This window comes from Zhengella sedimenti (assembly GCF_046506625.1).
GTDB classification, from domain to species: Bacteria; Pseudomonadota; Alphaproteobacteria; order Rhizobiales; family Rhizobiaceae; genus Zhengella; species Zhengella sedimenti.
The window spans coordinates 1-18,904 of sequence record NZ_JBKFFP010000012.1; the positions used below are offsets into that span (position 1 = coordinate 1).

Here is an 18,904-nt window from a genome sequence, read left to right on the forward strand (position 1 = left end):
TGGTGGGTGATGTAGGGATCGAACCTACGACCCGCTGATTAAGAGTTCTATCGTAAATTGTTACTTTTCAATGCCTTGAGACATATTGCCATGGAAACAGGATGAGCATAAAGCACAATGTTTTCAATGCGCCCTGTTCAAAGTGTAAACCGAAATTATGGAGCGGTTGGCAGGTTCACTTGAACCGCCATCACATCACCGGCATTTCCAGCCGATGACAGATCCAGCGCGTGAGTGGCCACGAGCGCAGCCATTCGAGCCGCGCCGGCAATGGCTTGCCGCGAACCCGCCACAGGACATAAAGCCCGGCGAGGTCAATCGCGACGAGCGCGACGTGCGGTAGATAGTCTAGCATGTGACAGCACCCCCATGATGGTCAGTGCGGATGCGGCGTAGAGGCAAAGGGAAAGGAAATTCCAGAGATTGAAGCCGACGCCCTTGCCGACAAGCGGAATTCCAAACGGAGACCACAGCGCGGTGACAACGGCCATGGTGAAGAAAACCGACCCGATCAACCGCCCATAGACGGACAGAATCGGGCCGAAAACGAAGGCCCACCCGATGCCCGTTGCCAATGCCGCAAGTTCAAGCGCGGGATCGGCGGAATTCCAGACAATCCAGCGGCCCCACAGATGATAGAGCGCCAGCGCGACGACAGCCCACACAAGCTGCCACTGGCGCGACATGACCCATATCACGGCGACGGCCGCGACAACGGCAGCGTCGAGATTGTCGAACATGGTGATGTTTCTCACTTGCCGAATCCGGGCGGCGCGATGCCGTTCAGCAGTTGATGGAGATCGGCGAGACGCCGCGCCGCGATACCGAGCGCGCCGGCCACATCACCGCCGGCTTCCCTCGCCTTGGCCACGCCGCCGAACGTCAGGTCATTTTCATCCACGTAGGCCTCGCACTGGCTATTGAGTTGCGCGGCCGTCTTGCAGGCGTTCGACAGGTGCGTTTCGAGATTGGTGAGCGTCGTCTGGATCTGTGCGGGCGTGACAGGCATGGCCGTCCCTTTCGAGTTGGTCGATGATGAGTTGGCAACACCCCGGCCCGCCCTCGCCAGGGCATCGCTTGTTGTCGTGCCAGCCGAGGAACGGGCAGATGTGCCCGGTCATGGTTTCGGTCATCGCGGGCGCTCCAGCGGGCCAATTGTCGCCGTGCGCGTCACCCCGCCATCGAACGAGCACGGAAGCCGGACAGACACGCTTTCGATGCGGCGCAGGATTGCCGGCCGGTCCTCGATCACGAACGGGCCGACCAGGAATTCCTCACCGGTCAAGATGAGCGGTGCGCCCTCGATCATGTCGCCTTCGGGCGAGAACGCCGGATACGATTTGTAGCGCGTGCTGCTTGCCTCGCTCCATCGGGCGACCAGCGTGACCGGGGAACCGTCGCGCACGGTGCACGGCTCCAGCTTGCGCGAGACGGCGGCGACGATCAGCAGCCTGTCGCCGTCTATGCGCCATTGCACCTGAGTGACCGGCGCGTAGATTTCAGCGCGGGCTTGGCGCAGCCGTTCTTTCCGGTCTTTGAAGTCCTGCCATTCGCCATAGGCAGAGAACGAGGCCACGGCGAGCAAATAGGCGATGACCCCGCTAGCGATCTTCACCCTCATTTCTTGCGCTCTCCGCTCTGGCCGGTGAACTGCCGGATCAGGTCGGGCGCGTCGAAGCCCATAAGTCCGAACGGCGCGGACAGGATGATGATGTGCAATTCCTTGAACATCACATGCGTCACCATCAGCGCGGCGAACATGATGACGCCGACGACGAACCGCGTCCATTTCCAGATTAGGTCTTGCTGCATCATGGATCACCGCGCACCAGAATTCTATGCAGCGCCCGTCCCGACTTCCACGCAAGGGGGGCCGCAACAGCCAATGCAAGCCAGAACGGCACATGGCCCATGGTCGCCAGATGATCGAGAAGCCACACCCCCGCCGCGCCTGCCGCGGCTATCATCGTGTTGTGCATCACGAACAGCCCTTGTCCTTCGCGCATTGGCGGTTATGGGCGGCGACCTGTCGCGCAAACGGCAGGTCGTTGGCGATGATGTGCGCTCGCGTGCTCGCGTTCGGCGTCAACCGCTTGTAGCCGGTCCCGTCACTCGCACCGCCCGTCGCGAAACACCCCGCCAATGAGACGGCACAAATCAGCATCGTCCATGTCGCCAATTTCCGCATCGGTCGCGCTCCTTTCCTGCAATTGTTCGAGGGTTGTTTTGATGGCTTCGGCGCGGGCCGTGGCTCGCATGTCTGACCGGCCCTTGAGATAGCCGGCACCGAAAGCGAGGCCCGCGGCGACGATGCCGACGCCGATCAGTTTGAGCGTCGAGACGCCGGGGATGAGGTTGAGCAGGCTCATGCGATCACCCCCACGAAAGCGGCGACGAGCGAGAGCGCCACGAACATGAGCGCTACGATGCCGAGGATGAACGCGGTGAACGCCCGGTTTGCTGTCTGCGCGCTCTTGCCGGTGAACCAGGCGGACAAGCCAAAGGCGATGGCGATGATGAGGGAAAGCGTGCTCATCGGATAATCGCGGCCGACGCGGCCACCCCCAATATCCATGCGATCACCATGGCGCCGAACGTGTATGTAGAGCCGATGTCCACAAAAAGCCCGGCTACAAAGAAAATCATGCCGACAACCAGGGCCAGCGCAGCGCCGGCGCTGAAATATATGAACCAGACAAAGCCGCTCATGTCAGGCATCACTCACCCCCGACTGCATCGGAGATTTCGCGCACGGCGGCCGCGATCCGCGTGCGCAAAATCACGATGACGACGAGCAAGACGATGACCGCGCCGGCCAGGACGGCAACGGTCTGCCAGTCCGCGCCGAGCAGCCCGGCCGCGCCAGCGCCAGCGCCACCGCCAAGGCCGGTCAGCCAGCCCCAGAAGCCGGTTTTCTTCTTGACCGTTTCCTCCACGGCAGGCGGAACGACCGGCTTCTCGATGGTCTTTTCCACCGTCTTGATGTCGGCAGGCCGGCCGACCATGGCGAGAGCATCACGCTCCACGTCATTGACGCGGCGCGTCCACCCGCGCCCGAAGGTCGGCCAATGCTTGAGGCGCTTGAGCCATGCCAGCCGCATTTCGCACAGCGCCTTGATGGTCGCGCGCGCGTCCGCCTTTTCTGCCGCTTCGATGGTCTTTGGCCCAACGCGCCCGTCAACCGTCACGCCAAGAACGCGCTGGAGGAACTGCGCCGCCCGCGACGGACCGGAATTGACCGCGAAATCGAACACCGCGTAGTCGAGACCGGCCGGTAGCGCTTGCGCATTTACGGCGCTCCAGTAGTGCCGGTAATAGACGGTCGCTACCTGCTTGTCGGTGATAGCGCGCAGATCCGCTTTTGTGCCGTCGGCCTTCACATAGCGGCGGAAGGTCGCCAGCGTGACGCCTTTGTTTGTCGCGCCGCCCGGATCATTCGGGTGATCCACGTAGCCACCTTCATGTTTCAGGACGAGCGGGAGCGCCCGCGCGAAATTGCGGTCGGTCATGGTCTTTCCTTTCGGGTCGGATCAGGCGGGCGTGCGGACCGTCACTTTGCCGGTCGAATGCACGAATGAGCCGTCGCCTTCATCGGCGATCAGATAGGCGTCGTATACGCCGTTCGTCAGGTCTGCTAGGTCGGTCGGATCGAGCGTCACGATGCCCGATCCAGCGTTCGTGAGCGTGATAGTCTCGCCCCCGATTTTCATTGTCACCGTCGCCGCGTCATCGAGCGCGGCAGTCGTGCCGTCCACGGTCACGTCAACGTCAAACCGTTTCGGCAGCGTCTCGCCCTTGAAATAGGTCATCTCGAATTTGTCGCGCGTGATCATGCGGCGTCCCTCATGGTGACGGGGATGGCGGAATTGTCGGCGGCCAAGGCGAGCGGGCCGTTCGTGGCCGTGAGTGCATCGGCGCTGTTGTCGCAGGCAAGCGCAAGCGGTGCGTTTGCAGCCTCAAGCGCAGTCGTTGAGATGACCGCCGTTAGCGAGGCCGTCACGGGCAGTTCTGCCGGGTCAATGACGATCTGGATGGACGCAACGCCAATGCTGCCCGTCAGCGAAAGGCTGCCCGATGTGGCAAAGGCAGAGACGTTTTCCGTGACCGATGCCGAACCAGCCAAACCGGACAATGAAACGGTGCCAGGATCGGCAAAGGCCAACACGCCAGAAGTCACCGATGCAACGCCCTGCGTCCCCGTCAGGCTGGCAGACGCCGCCGCCGCATAGGCCCATACATTCGCGGTCGCCTCCGCAATCCCCGCCGCGCCCTGTGCGCCGATCTGCCCAGCCGTGGCGATAGCTTCGACATTCGCGGATGCCTGCGCAAGGCCGGTTGAACCGGACAGCGTGAGCGAGCCGGAAACGGCGATGGCTGACACATCGGCGCTTGTCGTCGCGGTCCCGGTTTGGCCTGAAATGCTGACCGCCGCAGCCGTGGCGAAAGCCGAGACGTTGGCCGTCGCGCTTGCCTGCCCCGTGGATCCGGTCAAGGACGCGCTTGCTACCGTCGCATAGGCAAAGACGCCAGCCGTAGCGGATGCCGTTCCTTGGCTTCCTGTTGCCGAAATAGCGGCACTTGTGGCGAACGCTGAAACGTTGGCGGTAGTCGACGCAATGCCCGCGCTGCCCTGCCCGCTGATCTGGCCTGCTGTCGCCAGCGCCTCGACATTGGCCGTGGCAACAGCCGTTCCAACATTGCCGGAAAGCGAGAGGGTGCCAGCCGTGGCGATAGCCGATGCCGCTTGCACCTCCAGCAGGAGCGCGCTGCTACCGTCATTGAGCAGGAGCAGGCTTGATCCGTCATTGAGTAGGAGCCTGTCAGCCATCAGGCCACCCGCAGGCCGATGGCGCGCCTGTTGCCGTAGTTGACTTGCCGCCGCGTGATTGTCAGAGCAGACGTGTCAGCCGGGAGCGCGCCATAGGTAAACGACGCATCGCAGTAGCCTATCGGGAAATAGCTGCTACCGAGGTTGTCCTGTCCTACGAACGTCGCGCCGAAAATCGTCGTATAGGCAAAAGAGCGGAATGTCGCACCACCCGTGCTGACAGCCGCAAGCCAGAACTTGCTTGGCAGGGCATAGTCGCTACCCAAAGCCCCGTCCTTGATGCCGGTCGTTGACGTGTCGATTTCCGCCGACGATGCCAGCAACTCATCCGGCAGTCCGTCCGCGCCCGCCGAATAGATGCCCATGCGCGCATTGCCAGTAGCTGCCGTTGTGACCTCTACGGAAATGGCATCAACCGTCAGCGAACCGATGCACGGATAAAACTGGATCAGGTTGTCAGACGGAACAATCGTGCCGTTGGAAAACCCAAAAAAGAGCGTCGGCAGGATATATTCGCCCGCCCCGGCAAACTGGAAATCGAATGAACCCCCACCACCAAACAGCGATGCAGCAAACTGTTTGTCAGTGCCAGCCTGGACGCCATAGACAACCGCGCCCGTGGTGTCCGTCGCCGCTGTCAGGTCGGTGAGTTTGGTATCCGCCATCGGTCAGCCTCACGCATTCACGGTGAGCGTAAACCAGCCGTTTGAGGCATCCGGCCCGACCGTCAGCGTGTTGCCATCCGTCGCCGTCAGGTCGGCAGGCGTCGTGTCCAACAGCAGATAGCCGAGAAGCAGGTCCGTGGCGGACGTGTCGTCATAGATGACGGCATACCGTGCCGCGATGGAACCGCCGCTGGCCGTCCATACCTGATCGTTGCTGTCGAACTTGGCCGCGCCCGAAGTCTGCGCCCATGTCACGCTTGCGAGCGATGCGCCGCCGGTCGTGTAGCCGTTGCCGTCCGCCACCTCGTTGGACGATACCTGCGACCACGTTGTATGGGCCGCAGATGGCGTGTAACTGGACGTGACGAGCGCAATCTTGAACGTGTCGTTGTCCAGATCAATGGAGCCGTCGCCGATGATTTCGGCAACGTGGTCATAGAGCGTGAATGTGCCAGCGGCCATGTCTTTGCCTCACAGGTTGATGGATTACATTGCGGCCCAGCCGGTGTTGCCGGTGCCGCTTTCCTTGACGTAAAGGGTTGTCCCTGCCCCGCCGTCGGTGCGCAGATACATCGTGCCGACAGGTGCCGCGACGTTGCTTTCAGGTGTCCCGCTGCCAACAATGGTTCGCGTGTCGGCAAGCGCCGTGCGCCAATTGATCTGCTCAAGAGCAAGCCGGTAGATGTAGGGCGATGCCACGGCAGACGGGTGGTTGATTGTCGTCATGCCCTTCCATGTGTTGCTTGGAGGCGTCCACATGAGGCTGTCATTGATCGTTGGGATCGCCACACGGGGACGGCCATGGTAGAATGTCACGCTGTCAAGCGGGATATTCGTCAGGCTGGAAACGGTTACATACGGCACCGTCAACCCACCATTACGAACGACAGGCCCTGACCAGATAGCCTCTTTGCCGGCACCTGTTGACGTGTCATCGTCGTAAACCGTCACCATGTCGTCATTGACTTCAAAAACAATCTTTGACGTTGATGAGGTCGCCGCCGTGTAAGACGTGTTTTCAAAGTCGCTGACAATGCCGCCAGAATAGCCGCCGTTCCAAAGCACTTGCCATGTGCCACCGGCCAGCTTCTTTACCTGAACGTAATCAGCACCCGTGCCGCTTCCCGTCCGCACCCGGATATAATCTGCTGATCCGTTTGTCCAAGACGACGCGTCGTATTCAATAACAACGCGCCAGTTCATCGCGGCTTCTGTGCTGTTCGTCGTCGCTGCTGGTGTCGGAGACACGCCCGGCCCGAACTCGCCCGACAAGCGCGGATCAAATCCGGAAACCGCAAGGCATCCCATGCGGTGCATGTCGATGACGCCATGGTTACGATAGCGGGCATAGGAGCGCGTCAGGCCCGCCACGCCGTCCAGCCGGTTGATGCGATCTTCCGTAGACGAACCGGAATACTGCGCCGACTGCGAAAGCGTCGTCTCCCACACGATGGACGGAACCGTGGTCCAGCTTTCGATCTCGTCCGCAATGTCCTTGAGTTCGGTGACAAGCAGGTTTGTCCCGGCGTTGTTCTGGCCGAAGGCGACAATGACCAGATCCGGCGCGAACGCCTCGACATAGGAAATCCACGTGTTGCCAGCAGTCGTGAACCACGGGTAATCCGACAGCGTGACGCCCGCCGCCGCAAGGTCCGTGCCGGTCTTGTCCCAGTCGTCGAACGTCTGGCCGCCGATGCTGAAATTGTTGAGCGTGACGGTGACGCCGGGAAATGCCTTGGACAGTGCCGAACGATAGGCTTCAACCTTGAGGTCCATCCGCCCGAAGCCGTCGCCGGGCCGGTAGGTGCCGAGGCTGTCCCCGAAGATGGCAACCTTGATTTCCCCGTTCCACGCCGCAGCCCTGTTCAGGCGCAGCAGATGTTCGGACGGGATCACGTCTCCGCCGAGGAACGCATACGGGTTGCCCCGGTTTTGCGGTGTCACCCATTTCCGGTTGGGCCGGTTGTAATAAAGGCCCGTAATGTCATGTTCTTCCTTGCCCACGAATGTCGCGTCGGCCACGTCGCCAAGCAGGACCTCCGTGGTAACGGGCGCATCGTCCAGAAGCTGCACCTGATTGCCGCCGTGAAACTTCGCCGTCTTGGCCGCAGCGGCAAGCGCAGCATTGTTGTTCGTAACCTCTGGCCCGCCACCTGCGATGGACAGGGGAACCGACTTGTCGAACAGCGCCACCCATGCGCCATCGGCCGCCGCGTTCGGCGCGACATAGTAGAGTTCGTTCGTGTCGCTCTGGTGGGTGGCAATCGGCACCGTCGAAACCCACACATACGGGACAGCGGCACCGGAAATGCGGGCCACCACCACGGACACGTCGCCGGTATCAACCTCTTTCAGCGCAGCGGTGCTGTCCACGATGTTGGTTGACGCGCCGTTTTCGATCTCGTCAAACTTTGTCTCTGCGGTCGTCATCCACAGTTCAAGGTCAGTTGGCACGATGGCCGACACATCAGCGAAGATGGCAGCGGCTAGCTTTGTAAAGATGGTCGCCATTGGTCACTTGTCCTGAAAGTAGGTTTCGACGTATTCGTGAAAAACTTCGGTCAGCCGTGCGCTGCGCCCGTCCGCATAGGCCGGATTGAACTGTCCGTAACTGACAGAGCCGGGGACGGCCCGGAGCGCGAGACGCGGTTGCAGATTGGCCCTGTGAGTGCCTGCCGTGAGCGCCGCCCGGATTGGAGGCCAGACGCGATATTCGCCGCTGCCATAGACGCCTGTGACGAAATGGCAGCCCCAATAGGACGGGCCAAACCCGATGGCATCGCCGTAGTTAAGCCGATGGCCCCAAAGGCTGTTTTCGAGCGTGACGGTCGTTGCGCCCTTGGCGAGATTGGCCGACAGGGCAACGGTGCCGTAGCCAACAGCCCACGCGCCGCCTGCCCATGCCCCGCCCCCGGACCACGCGCTTGTGGCAGGCACATTCGCCTCGGCCGCCGTCATGCGCTGCCCGTCCAGATACTCGTATCGGGTGGCATTCGCGCCGTTGAACAGGGCAAGAAGCCAGCCGTATTCGGACCGCGACCGCTGCCCCTGCGAGGGCGGCAAGGTCATCTCGAAAGCCAATGCCGTGTTGAACCCGGCGAACGTCTGTTCCGATCCGTTTGCCAGCGTGTTGGAGCCGGACCCGGCAGACGCAGGTCCGTTGGCGAGGGCCATTTGAGCGACCCTCGCCTGCCATGAAAGCAGTCGTGCCATGTGCTAGATGCTCTCGAAGTGTGATGATACGGCGGATGCCGTGCCCTCGGTGCCGTCCGTGGTCAGGCAGACGGCGCGAATTTCGGTTGTGAAAGGCGGCGCTCCGCCCTCGGCCGTGACCGATATGCCGGTTGCGCTTGCGCCTGGCCGAACGTCGATGGTGCTGGCATCGTTCCAAGACCCAGCGCCAAGGCGGGTCTGGAATTTGATGGCGACGATCTGGATTTCCTGCGGGACGGTATAGTCCACGTCCCAATTGCCGGAAACGTATGTCGCCGTGACAGTCGGTGCCGATGGTGCGGTGTTGTCGGTCGCCATGCTCGCCACGATGAACTCGTCGGACAGATTGGAACCGTCCTCGTTCACGTCGAACAGGCGCACACGCCACCTGACTTTCTCGCCAAGCAGGTTAAGGTCCGTTTCGTAGGCTAGCCACCGCGCATCCGCGCCCGTGTCGCCGTCGATGATTTCGGCCTCTGCGAGCGATTGCGGCGCATCCAGTTCGCCGTCCGTATATGTCTGGTAGACCGCCTCCGCGATTGTCCCGCCTGCAACGCCGTCGAACGTCACCCGCGTTTCATAGTCGCCGGAGATCGGATATTGCACCACGGTTGCCGCGTCCGGTGCATCCGGTGTTGCTACCTCGCTGTCATAGGTTCCCGGCAGGACCGTTGGCGGCGCTTGTGCCTCGTCCGTCGCCGGGTTGAACGCCGTCTTGAGAATGTCCGGGATGACCCGGAAAACCGCCTCGCACGTCCCGTCGCCGTTATTGATGACCAGATCGTCCAGGATGCATTTCAGCGTCCCAATGCCGCCATTTTCGCCCAGCCCGTCAATCTCCACGTTGACGCAATAGAGGCGGTCAAGCGCGATGCCTGCGAGGCTGGTTTTGATCACCAACACCGGCGCACGGTCCATGTGAAATATGCGCCGCGCAATCCTCTGCGCCTGGCTGGCGTCGCAGCAGAACGGCAGTTCAATCACCCGCTCCTTTTCGCCGTTCGCGGTGATTTCATCCTCAACCCGCGCCCATGGCAGTTCGGGAACGCCGGGGATTTCCTCGACGGTGTAGAGGCTTTCCGGGCTGAAATACTTGACCCGGCAGATGTTGGGCCGTTCCACACCCTCCGGCCCGTCCTGCATTTCCCATTCAAGGACATGCTCCCACGGGAACGTCAGTTCCGCGTCCGGGTTGTCCTCAATGCCCTCGAAATAGGCGCGGCCATCGTCAGCAGTGCGGACATGCAGCCCGCCGCCTTCGAGCATGGCAAGCACCTTGTCCGTGTTCAGGACACCTTCCCATCCGCCCGAAATGCGCGAGCGCGCATCAGTCCCGCCAAGGACAGACACCGTTTCATCGCACCAATCCGCCGCATCGCCACACCGGCCAAAGTCAATCTGGCTATCCGAATATCCCGACACCTGCCGGAAATAGTGCAGCGCAATAAGCGCGCTGTTCAGCGTCCAGTTTGTCGTCGTGCTGCGCGGGTCATAGAACTGCCCGACGCGCGCCAATGCCGTGACCTGGGGAAACCCACGCTGAAACCGCTTGGCAAACCGCGCGGACTGGACGCCAGGAGAATTGGCCTGCGCCAAGAACTGCGCAATACCGCGCGCCCGGTGGTCGCTCGTCCATTCGGTCGGATAGAAACTGATCAGGTCAGCCCACGCCGTTTCCGTGCCGTCGCCCACCTTGTTCTTGATTTCGAGATATGAGCCATTCGGCTTGGCCCATGGCGGGGACGAGACCTCGCCCCCGGTCTCGACAACAACAGGGATGCCGTTGACATACCATTCCTCAATGCCGTCCAGTTCGCCAAAGCACATCAGGCCCAAGCGATGCAGCGTCCTGTCGCTGGTGCGGCCATAGGCGATGCGCGAGCCGAGGATGACGCGCCCGAAAGCATGGCGTCCCGGCCCCGTCTCGCCTGCCGCCGTGTTCTTGATCGCCTCCGGCCTTGGTAGGTTTGGCTTGGACAGGAATTGCCCAGCGATGGAAGCCGCCGTGATGGCAAGGCTTAGAACGGTCGATCCGATGGACGCAGCCGAAGCCGCGCCGAACAGGGACAGAATGGCCGTGCCTCCCGGAACAGCCAAACCAGCCGACAGCACAAGGCTACCGATGGCAAACGTGAGCGTCGGCATCGCATGTGCGGCGACGGTCGTCCAAAGCAAAGCCGAGGACGCTGCAAGGGCGATTTTAAATGTCTTCATTCGACCCGCCACGCCCCTGCAACGTGCTTTTCACGAATGCCGATCAAGCGGACGCCGGTCGTCGCCCGGATCATCACCATCGTCCCGTATTTCATGAAGATGCAGCCAACATCGCCATGCGCGAACGTGTGAATGACGCCGATATCACCGGCACGAACCGGGCCATGAACGCGGGACAGGCCGTTGGCTTCGGCCACGGCATCCCATACCGGCACAAGCCCGCCATACGATGCTATCAGCGCCCGGCCCTCGTCCTCGCCCTCATAGGACGGGAACACGAACTCCCGGCCAAGCCGGTCCGCAGCCCATTGCGCGGCGAACATCGAGCAGTCGTCCAGCCCCCACGTCACCGGAACGTCTGTGAACCGCTCGCCATAGGCCAGAACGGCCTTGTTGGTCTCAACGTCACGATCAATCATCGCGTCAACGTCGATCATCGCCACGTCTCCACGATATCCGACTTCATGAAGTCCAAACCCTTGTCACCGGGATAGCGCGCCCGTTGACCGGCAGGCGACCAGTCGCCCAATGTCGCCGGGAAGTTCAGCCCTTCCGTGACTGCCACCACCTTGAACGCCAAGGTCCGGTAATGCTGACCAGCCCGCTTCATGCGGCCCGCCGTCAACTTGCCGGGGAACATCAGGCGAGGCGCAAGCAGTTCGTCGCCCGTCTCCTGGTCCACAACCCGGTAATACATATTGCAGGCCGCGCCCTCGAATGAGCCACGGTCCACCCAATAGGCCCGGAAAAACTCGGTCGTGGCCGCCGCAATGACGATATCAACGTATGGAGCCTGGCCGAATTTCGGCATCCGCATGGCCCCGATTGCGACGATCTGTGAGCCTGCCGGATCGTTGACTCCCTCCCACGTCTTGCCGCCCGTCTCGATGGAGCCATAGCCGTCATGGTAGTAGCGCCAGCCGTCCGGGTAGCGGATTTCAGCAAGCCAGTTCTGCGCGACGTGAGGCCGCGACAGCAGGTCCAGCAATTCCGCCGAAGTCGCCATTAGCCAACACTACGCTTTTGCGGTTCAATGCGCCGGACTTCGACGTTGCGCATTGCCATTTTGACGCGATCAATAGCCTTTTGGGCTTCTTGTTGCGAAATCTCTCTAACGTATGCTTCAAGCTCTTGGATTGATGAAATCTCGCGCATATTTTTAGACCTATTCATTAGCCAACAAGCCTTTGCGTCGGCGCAATGCGGCGCATGTCGGTATTACGCATGGTCTGCTGCGCGACCAGCGGCATGGCCTGCCCGACTTTGCCAGCAGCCGTGGCAGCTTCCGTCTGCGCCACGTTCTTCACGTAGGCTTTCAAGTTGCCGTCATTGTCCACGGTGACGCCCACGGACACCGCTACTGACTGACGACGCGATCCGCCATCCGCGACCTGCACACCGAGCGCGCCATTAGGACCACGCTTGAGCGGCATGATTGCTTCCGGCCCGGCTTCACCCATCAGACCCGTGCCGTTCTTGAACGGAAACACGGTCGGCGAATTGACAACGCCGCCACGGGCAAATGCCGTCACGCCGCCCGGCCCGAATACGCCGCCCTTGGCAAAGCCTGACAGCCCCAGGAACCCGCCAATGAGCGACTGGAAGAACCCGCCGCCGAACAGCCCGGAACCGCCTTTCGCAAGGTTCATCTGGTTGAGATAGGTGAGGACGGATTTCAGCGCCTCAAGCGCGGCATCCTTCCAGTCCATCGTCTTGTCGAGCAGCCCCTTGAAAATGCCGCCGATGGACTGGCCGAGCGAGTTGGTCGCGTCCCGCACCTTCTGCAAGGTTTCATCGGTCGCCTTGCGCAATCCGTCCCATGCGTCTTTTGCCTTGTCAGCAGCGCCCTTAAGCGCCTTGCCCGCTCCGCCTGCCGCCGTCTCGACTTCCTTGAGCGAATTGGCAATAGCCTGCGCCTTCACCGCCTCGCCAAACTGTCCGAGCGGATCGGACCCCATGATTTCAGCGATGCGCGAATTGCGTCCTGCTGCTGCTTCAGAAAGCGCCCCTGAATAGGGATTGTCAATCCGGCCAATCGAGACGTTGCCGATGGTCGGCAACTGCATCCCGTCCATGCCGGGGATGACAGAGACGAGGCTGTTGACCTTGCCGATCAGCGTGTCGAGCAGACCCGTGGCCTTATTGATCATGCTCTCAATCGCGGCAATGACCGCATTGGAAGCGCCGATGGCCGCAGCGCCTACGATGTTCGGCGCTTGGTTCCAGACGAATTTCACGTCCTCGAAAGCCGCCCGGAACGAGTTGATGACCGTGTTGCCGATCCATTTCGCCTTTTCGGCAATCCAGTTGAAGATTGGGGCAAAGAATGATGTCAGGCCAGCGATGGCGGGCTTGAGAACGGAATTGACGCCCTGCAAGACCACCTGAAACGCTGCCTTGGCAATGTCCGCAAAGCCGATGGCGGAATGCCCGGCTGCGTCTAGGTCGCGCTTGATGCTTGCCGCGCCAAGGCCGAGGCCAGCAAGCGCGGCGACAGCAACAGGAGCCGCAGCAGCAAATGCCGCGAGTGCCGCCACGCCGCGAAGTATGAACCCGGTCACGCCACGTATCGTCTCGCCGAGCGACCCATACATGCCCTGAATTTGCGGCCCCTGCTGCAAGAGAACCTGCATCGGAGACAGGCCAAGGGCGAGGGACTGCGCCACGTCACCAAGCTGGATTGCCAGCATCCTGTTCTGAAATGCCGCCTGCTTGGACGTGGCCGCATGGGCAACCAGCGCGGCATTATTGGCCTTGACCGCGCCAGTGTTCGTTACAAGGCGGGTTGTGTGCATCTGCACCGCCGACGCATTGCCCGTGGTCGCCGCCTTCGCCTTCATGGAAGCGCCCGCAGCAGCCGACGATGCACCAGCAACGCCCGTAGTTGCTGCTTCGGCCCGCTTTGCAGCACCAGTCAGCTTGTCAAGGCTCCTTGCGCCCTGATCTGCGCCCCGGCTGTCAACGGCAATGCCGAGCGTGGCAATATCAACCATTCTTCGGCTTCCTCTTGGCAAACTCGTTCAGATATGCCGCATCCATGGCCTTCAATGCCCGGACTTCCCACGGCAGCGGCTCCGCGCCGGTAAGTTCCCGCCACGCCGCAATATCTGGATAACTGATAGGATTGGCCCCAAAGCCATTTGATCCCCGCGCAGCGTCCAGTTCATAGAACCAGTGCAACACGTGCGAGGCTTCAAGCGGAACATCTGCGACCGGCACAGTTTGGCCGATGTGCTCCATCTTCATTCGCTTGGACACGCCGTTTTCGTCCAGCGTATCCCATTCCGCATAGAGCCTGACCGCTTCACATAGATCGGCGGTCAGTTCCCGAAAAAAAGCGCACGATCCTGCGCCGCCGCGTCGATCTGTTCCGCGATGAAGGGATATGCTTCAAGAATCATCCGCGCGTTGTCCCGCGTGAACGGCAATTCCTTGCCGTCCTTTTCCAGCCCGGACCATCCGACAATCGAAGCAAGCGCAATCGCAAATGTCCGGTCCTCGATGGCCTCGACCGTATCCACCTTGCGGCTGTTCTTCTTCTGATCTGCAAGCGCCCTGTTCGCAATCTCTCGCGCGACCGCCTTGACCCGCTCGCTTTCGTAGGACGCCACGGTGATGACAATCCCGGTTTCCTCACCCGTCGCCGGGTGCTTGATAGGAACCGGGATGCCCTCTTCCTGCTTCTTCTTGCCTTCGTCAAAGGCGGAAAGGTCAAAACCCATCAGGCAGGCGTCCTTGTGATAACGATGTTGGAGGCATCGGAACTTGACCGCATGGCCTGGAAGCCGAGAGAAACGAGAATGCCGTCATTCGCGCTCTGCACGTTCAGGTCGCCCGTTGTGTATTTGATCCGGGGAATGTCGATTTCCAGATCCCCACCGCTTGCGCCTTCCAGCGTCAGGACAATGGCGCTTTCCGTCTCGTTCAGGAACTTGTTCAACAGGGCTTCCGTCTCGAACCATGCCTCTACGGTGCCGGTAAGGACAGACTGCCCGTAGATGATCTGCGGCGCTGTGTCGGAGCCAATCACGTAGGTCGGCTGCAAGTTGTTGTTCAGTTCCAGCGACAGGCTCGTAATGTTCGCAGCAGAACCGCCTTCGGTGATCGACCCCGTAAAGCCATCAAAGGGCGGATTGGTTGCCGCCGCCGTTGGCGAGCCAAGCGAGGAAGATGCAGGCGTCATTGCGCCCGTGCCGATCACGCCAAACGAACCTGTCACCATCGCGTTTGGCTGAATATCCAGCGTCATGGTGTTGACCATAACGCCCGTGAACGGCTGGTATTCGCTGATGTCGGTAAACAGGCGTTCGACGGTGAAGGACTTTGACGTGGTGCCAGCCTTGAGGACATTGGTGCTCCACGTGCTGAACAGCGCCGCCTCAAGCCAGTCATCGAACGCCCCGTAGGACAGTTCAAAGTTGATCTCGCCATCCGCCCGCTTGACGCCATGGCGAAGGTCGACAATCTGCCGGTCCGACCGGATTTCCTCGCTGACGTAGTTGTCCTTGCGCACAGCAAGCGTGGTGCCTGTGTTGCGCAGTTCCAGCATGGTGGGGCTTCCCGGCGTCGTGCCGAAGGTGCTTTCCGCCACATAGCTGATTGCGTGGCGGGAACCGTGAGACTGTGCCATTTACTTGCCTTTCGCCTTGATGCGCTTCCCGCGCCCTGTCAGTTCGTGAAACATCGCCGCATCCTCGCTGGCGACCGTGTATTCCTGCCCCGCTTCGATCCAGACGAGCGCATCCCCGTCCGCCAATCGAAACCGGCGCAAAGCCTGCATTTTCATCATGGGTTGTCTGCGTCCACCTGATAGTTGATCGAAACCGGCACCTGGAAGAAAGGCCCGTCGACAAAGCCGGAACCGGCCAACGGAGGCCGAAGAATGCGGATGCTCAAGCCATCGTGGCTTATGACCGTCCCGCGCTTGAAGTGATTGGCAACATCTGCCGCGATCTCCCTCGCCGCGACCTCGCCACGGTCCTTCGGATAGAACACCGAAACCTGAAACACGCCGATAAAGCGGTTCCGCCCGTTATCGCCTAGTTCCTGCTGCAATGCCGCTGCCGGAAAATAGGAAACGCCGAGATAGCCGGCTGCAGGATCGGGCGAGAAAGACACGTTCGGCCACGCAATCGGCATCGAAGGAATGACGGCTTCGTCAAGTTTTGTGCAAAGCCCGTCAATGATGCTGGCATCTATGCCTGTTGCCATTGTTGGCCCCTTGCGCCATGGTCACGGGATGGATGAAAGACAGGAAACATGGGATCGGCTCGGACGCGCCGTCGCTGCCCTAGGCCCGGACGATCTGCACGACACCGCAAGCCAGTTGGCCCTTCGCCTTGCCCGCAATCATCTCGTTGAATTGCAGACAAGCATTCTCTTGCTTATCGAACGCTCCGAGCCTTCAGTTCGGAAGCCACCTCGTTGACCGTCTGCGGCCACCGTGCCGCCGCTGTGCGAACGAACGCACGCCCCGGCCTGCCATTCGCCCCGTATTCGACATACCGCGCATAGTTGGCGGTATAGGTGGCGTAGAACACGTCGCCCAATTCCATGTTGGCTAGCGTCATGGAAATGTCGCCGCCATCGTAACTGTATGTCCCGCCCGGATTGGCCCGCACTGTCATGACAGGCGCATCCAACTGGCCTTGAATGCTTGCCCGCAGAAAGCCCGTGTCAACCGGCATGTTGCCGCCCTTGTCTGTTGGCTTCTGCATGTCCTCGACCACTCGCTGCGCACTTTCCTTGACGACAGCTTCAATGCGCGCCTTGCTCTCCTTCACCCATGCATCAACCTGCGCTGTGAAGTTCTGCGCCATGCCGTCACCCAACGTTGGCGAGGAAGTCGATACGAACCCGGACCACGCAACGGCAGTTGATCACCTGTTCCGGCCCGCCCGCAGGATCGCCGGGATATTTCATCTGACGCCCGCCGACTGTAAACGTCTCGTTCAGGCCGACCGATTGGCTGTCAGCAGCCAAGTGGTCAAGCCGCGTTCGCGCATCGCCGGTTGCGTCCCAAACCCGCCTGATCTGGCTTGCCTGCACCTTGCCGGTGTCGACCAACTGCTGCAAAGCCTCATGCTGCGCCGCGTGAAGGCTTGCCAGTGCCTCCGTGCGCCCGATGGTGTCGCCACGCAGTTTCAACAGCCGGTCACTGTAGCGGCTGATGATGGTCGAGATTTCCTTTGCCGTCAGGCCGCGCCCCTCGCGTTCCGCCTTGGCAATCGTCCGGTCAAACCGCCTGTCTCTGCGCTCCCGCTGCCGGTAGGCTGCAAAATCGCCGCTTTCCAGTTCACGCCGCGCATTGGCAACGGCTCGTTCCTGCGGCCACGATAGCCCGACAATCCCGCCAGTCCTGCGCCCTGTCTGTCGATCTATGCGGCCCACAATGTCAAGCGCAACCGTTCGCGGGTTGTTGCCTTCCCGCATCCCTTCCTCAAGCGCATTGCGGATGTTGAGCCGCTGCTCCTGAATGATACGCGTGACCAGACGGCTTGAATGCTCTTTCAGCCATTGTTCAGCCCGAAGGTTACGCACGTCGAACCGAACAACGAACCCGTTGCCATCGGCGTCCCGAAGTCGCCCAAGATCGTCAATGACAGCCTTGCCGCCTTCGCCGTAGGCTTCTTCTATTGCCCTCTCAAACGTCTCGAACGCCGACCTGTCCATGTATAGCGCGTCAAGCGCGCCTTGAACGTCGCCACGCTCCAGAGCCTTGGCAATATCCGCGACACGGGCTTTCGATGTGACTTCGCGAACAGCCTCAAGAAATGCGTCCCGGATGGCAGGCTCGAAACGGTCGAGCAGGTCCGCCATGCTTGGCTTTCGTGCCATTCAACCAGCCCAATCGCATGTAATTATTCCGCACCTTCTGCATTGCGCACCGTCAGGAGTCAGCCAAAACAAGCGTTCGCCGCAATTGCACCTCCATGAAACCGAAGGAACAATAGCGTGCTTTGCCGCGCCCCACATGCGCTTGCAGTTCGGACATTCTAAATGATCCTCGTCGCCAACCGGCGCAACCGCTTCCCATTCATGGGAGCAAGCCCCGCAAAGCGCAGTTCCCTGCCAATGCGGGCCATCGCTTTTATGCGGAAACTCGATAACATTTACAGTCATCGCCTGACCTGCAATGTCCACATGACCACGGTTCCGCCCGGATTAAGCGGATCAACGCGGATGATGGAATGAACCACGCCGCCAACCGTCAATGTGTCAGTGGTGTCCGGTTCAACCGTCAGACCTTCAGTCGACAGGTAGACCCGCTTGTCACCTGCCTTGATAACTGTTCCGTCAATCTCCCGGTCGGCGTAGTCCATGACTGCGCCAGTGGCTGAGTATTCCGTTAAATTTACGCCAGGGTTCCAGTCGTTCCAGACTTTAGTGACCTTTGTCAGCGTGACGGACTGCCCAAACTTCGCAATGAGCCGCTGCGCTGTGGCCTCTGGCCGCGTGTAGTCATACGTCATGCCCGGACAACCCGCATCGTTCCTGTGGAGCCGTTCACCGACGCGCCGCCCGTCACCAGATCGGACAGCCAGTTTGTCACCTGCGGGTATTGCGCTTCCAGTGTCGCGCCGTCCATGTAGGTGACGGAGATCGGGCCGACCGTCTCGGACTTCACCGCCCGGTCAATCGTGGCCTCAAGGCTGGTGCCGCCGATGAGCAAAAGCGCCGCCTCGAACTGCGCATTCTTGACCTGCGTTGGGATCGTGTTAGGGTCGACGGCATAACCCTCGGCATTGACCACCCATCCGCGCGGCCATGCCCGCGCCTGCGTCATGGTCAGCGCCCGGCCCTTCCAGCGCCCACGATAGACGTTGTCCAGATACGTTGCCGCCTTGATGAGCGCCGCCTCCTTGGCAGCGTCCGTGCCTGTCCACGACGAAACGCCACGGGCCAAGAAATAGGCGTCAGCCTCGGCCACGGTGCCGTATGTGTCGGCAGATGCGCCGCCAATCGTCGCGTCAAGCGCCATCGT

27 protein-coding genes are annotated in these 18,904 nt (G+C 61.0%); all 27 read right to left on the reverse strand.

What is annotated here, in order from left to right; all coding sequences use genetic code 11:
* Positions 1-314 precede the first annotated feature (314 nt).
* Entirely contained in the window at positions 315-755 is a 441-nt protein-coding gene (locus ACLB6G_RS20250; RefSeq protein WP_410357952.1) for a hypothetical protein, read from the reverse strand.
* Positions 752-1,009 (reverse strand): hypothetical protein, encoded by a 258-nt coding sequence (locus ACLB6G_RS20255; RefSeq protein WP_410357953.1) that lies wholly within the window; start codon positions 1,007-1,009, stop codon positions 752-754. Before ACLB6G_RS20255 ends, ACLB6G_RS20250 begins: the two co-directional genes overlap by 4 nt.
* 120 nt (positions 1,010-1,129) lie before the next feature.
* A complete protein-coding gene (locus ACLB6G_RS20260) occupies positions 1,130-1,621 on the reverse strand; it encodes a hypothetical protein (protein ID WP_410357954.1) in 492 nt (163 codons plus the stop codon).
* Positions 1,618-1,812, reverse strand: a complete 195-nt coding sequence (locus tag ACLB6G_RS20265; RefSeq protein WP_410357955.1) for a hypothetical protein — start codon at positions 1,810-1,812, stop codon at positions 1,618-1,620. The genes ACLB6G_RS20260 and ACLB6G_RS20265 overlap by 4 nt, the downstream gene beginning before the upstream one ends.
* A gap of 296 nt (positions 1,813-2,108) precedes the next feature.
* Positions 2,109-2,369, reverse strand: coding sequence for a hypothetical protein (locus ACLB6G_RS20270; protein ID WP_410357956.1), 261 nt, complete (start codon positions 2,367-2,369; stop codon positions 2,109-2,111).
* Positions 2,366-2,536 (reverse strand): hypothetical protein, encoded by a 171-nt coding sequence (locus ACLB6G_RS20275; protein WP_410357957.1) that lies wholly within the window; start codon positions 2,534-2,536, stop codon positions 2,366-2,368. Before ACLB6G_RS20275 ends, ACLB6G_RS20270 begins: the two co-directional genes overlap by 4 nt.
* Positions 2,533-2,709, reverse strand: coding sequence for a hypothetical protein (locus ACLB6G_RS20280; RefSeq protein ID WP_410357958.1), 177 nt, complete (start codon positions 2,707-2,709; stop codon positions 2,533-2,535). Before ACLB6G_RS20280 ends, ACLB6G_RS20275 begins: the two co-directional genes overlap by 4 nt.
* Before the next feature lie 8 nt (positions 2,710-2,717).
* Positions 2,718-3,509 carry a glycoside hydrolase family 108 protein gene (locus ACLB6G_RS20285; RefSeq protein ID WP_410357959.1) on the reverse strand — a complete coding sequence of 264 codons (792 nt, stop codon included), beginning with the start codon at positions 3,507-3,509 and terminating at the stop codon, positions 2,718-2,720.
* Positions 3,510-3,530: 21 nt separating this feature from the next.
* A complete protein-coding gene (locus ACLB6G_RS20290) occupies positions 3,531-3,833 on the reverse strand; it encodes a hypothetical protein (protein WP_410357960.1) in 303 nt (100 codons plus the stop codon).
* On the reverse strand, positions 3,830-4,828 hold the full coding sequence (locus ACLB6G_RS20295) for a hypothetical protein (RefSeq protein WP_410357961.1): 999 nt from the start codon (positions 4,826-4,828) through the stop codon (positions 3,830-3,832). The genes ACLB6G_RS20290 and ACLB6G_RS20295 overlap by 4 nt, the downstream gene beginning before the upstream one ends.
* Complete coding sequence (locus ACLB6G_RS20300; RefSeq protein ID WP_410357962.1) at positions 4,828-5,493, reverse strand: hypothetical protein; 666 nt, start codon at positions 5,491-5,493, stop codon at positions 4,828-4,830. Before ACLB6G_RS20300 ends, ACLB6G_RS20295 begins: the two co-directional genes overlap by 1 nt.
* Before the next feature lie 9 nt (positions 5,494-5,502).
* Positions 5,503-5,955 (reverse strand): hypothetical protein, encoded by a 453-nt coding sequence (locus tag ACLB6G_RS20305; RefSeq protein WP_410357963.1) that lies wholly within the window; start codon positions 5,953-5,955, stop codon positions 5,503-5,505.
* A gap of 24 nt (positions 5,956-5,979) precedes the next feature.
* Complete coding sequence (locus tag ACLB6G_RS20310) at positions 5,980-8,004, reverse strand: hypothetical protein (protein ID WP_410357964.1); 2,025 nt, start codon at positions 8,002-8,004, stop codon at positions 5,980-5,982.
* A gap of 3 nt (positions 8,005-8,007) precedes the next feature.
* The gene (locus tag ACLB6G_RS20315) at positions 8,008-8,706 is read right to left on the reverse strand and encodes a hypothetical protein (protein WP_410357965.1); all 699 of its coding nucleotides are present in this window, start codon (positions 8,704-8,706) and stop codon (positions 8,008-8,010) included.
* 3 nt (positions 8,707-8,709) lie between these two features.
* On the reverse strand, positions 8,710-10,920 hold the full coding sequence (locus ACLB6G_RS20320) for a hypothetical protein (RefSeq protein ID WP_410357966.1): 2,211 nt from the start codon (positions 10,918-10,920) through the stop codon (positions 8,710-8,712).
* On the reverse strand, positions 10,917-11,357 hold the full coding sequence (locus ACLB6G_RS20325; RefSeq protein ID WP_410357967.1) for a DUF6950 family protein: 441 nt from the start codon (positions 11,355-11,357) through the stop codon (positions 10,917-10,919). Before ACLB6G_RS20325 ends, ACLB6G_RS20320 begins: the two co-directional genes overlap by 4 nt.
* Complete coding sequence (locus tag ACLB6G_RS20330) at positions 11,354-11,926, reverse strand: transcriptional regulator (protein WP_410357968.1); 573 nt, start codon at positions 11,924-11,926, stop codon at positions 11,354-11,356. The genes ACLB6G_RS20325 and ACLB6G_RS20330 overlap by 4 nt, the downstream gene beginning before the upstream one ends.
* A 166-nt stretch (positions 11,927-12,092) precedes the next feature.
* Positions 12,093-13,913: a phage tail length tape measure family protein gene (locus tag ACLB6G_RS20335; RefSeq protein ID WP_410357969.1), complete on the reverse strand. Its 1,821-nt coding sequence runs from the start codon at positions 13,911-13,913 to the stop codon at positions 12,093-12,095.
* Positions 13,906-14,166 (reverse strand): phage tail assembly chaperone, encoded by a 261-nt coding sequence (locus tag ACLB6G_RS20340; RefSeq protein WP_410357970.1) that lies wholly within the window; start codon positions 14,164-14,166, stop codon positions 13,906-13,908. Before ACLB6G_RS20340 ends, ACLB6G_RS20335 begins: the two co-directional genes overlap by 8 nt.
* Before the next feature lie 74 nt (positions 14,167-14,240).
* Positions 14,241-14,642 (reverse strand): hypothetical protein, encoded by a 402-nt coding sequence (locus ACLB6G_RS20345; protein WP_410357971.1) that lies wholly within the window; start codon positions 14,640-14,642, stop codon positions 14,241-14,243.
* A complete protein-coding gene (locus ACLB6G_RS20350) occupies positions 14,642-15,550 on the reverse strand; it encodes a phage tail tube protein (RefSeq protein ID WP_410357972.1) in 909 nt (302 codons plus the stop codon). The genes ACLB6G_RS20345 and ACLB6G_RS20350 overlap by 1 nt, the downstream gene beginning before the upstream one ends.
* Positions 15,551-15,709, reverse strand: a complete 159-nt coding sequence (locus ACLB6G_RS20355) for a hypothetical protein (RefSeq protein WP_410357973.1) — start codon at positions 15,707-15,709, stop codon at positions 15,551-15,553. It lies immediately after the preceding gene.
* On the reverse strand, positions 15,706-16,131 hold the full coding sequence (locus ACLB6G_RS20360) for a phage tail terminator-like protein (protein ID WP_410357974.1): 426 nt from the start codon (positions 16,129-16,131) through the stop codon (positions 15,706-15,708). The genes ACLB6G_RS20355 and ACLB6G_RS20360 overlap by 4 nt, the downstream gene beginning before the upstream one ends.
* 173 nt (positions 16,132-16,304) lie before the next feature.
* Positions 16,305-16,739, reverse strand: a complete 435-nt coding sequence (locus ACLB6G_RS20365; RefSeq protein ID WP_410357975.1) for an HK97 gp10 family phage protein — start codon at positions 16,737-16,739, stop codon at positions 16,305-16,307.
* Between the two features lie 4 nt (positions 16,740-16,743).
* Positions 16,744-17,739 (reverse strand): phage minor head protein, encoded by a 996-nt coding sequence (locus ACLB6G_RS20370; protein WP_410357976.1) that lies wholly within the window; start codon positions 17,737-17,739, stop codon positions 16,744-16,746.
* A 299-nt stretch (positions 17,740-18,038) separates the two neighbouring features.
* A complete protein-coding gene (locus ACLB6G_RS20375; RefSeq protein WP_410357977.1) occupies positions 18,039-18,392 on the reverse strand; it encodes a hypothetical protein in 354 nt (117 codons plus the stop codon).
* Entirely contained in the window at positions 18,389-18,901 is a 513-nt protein-coding gene (locus ACLB6G_RS20380; RefSeq protein ID WP_410357978.1) for a DnaT-like ssDNA-binding protein, read from the reverse strand. The genes ACLB6G_RS20375 and ACLB6G_RS20380 overlap by 4 nt, the downstream gene beginning before the upstream one ends.
* Between the last annotated feature and the right edge of the window lie 3 nt (positions 18,902-18,904).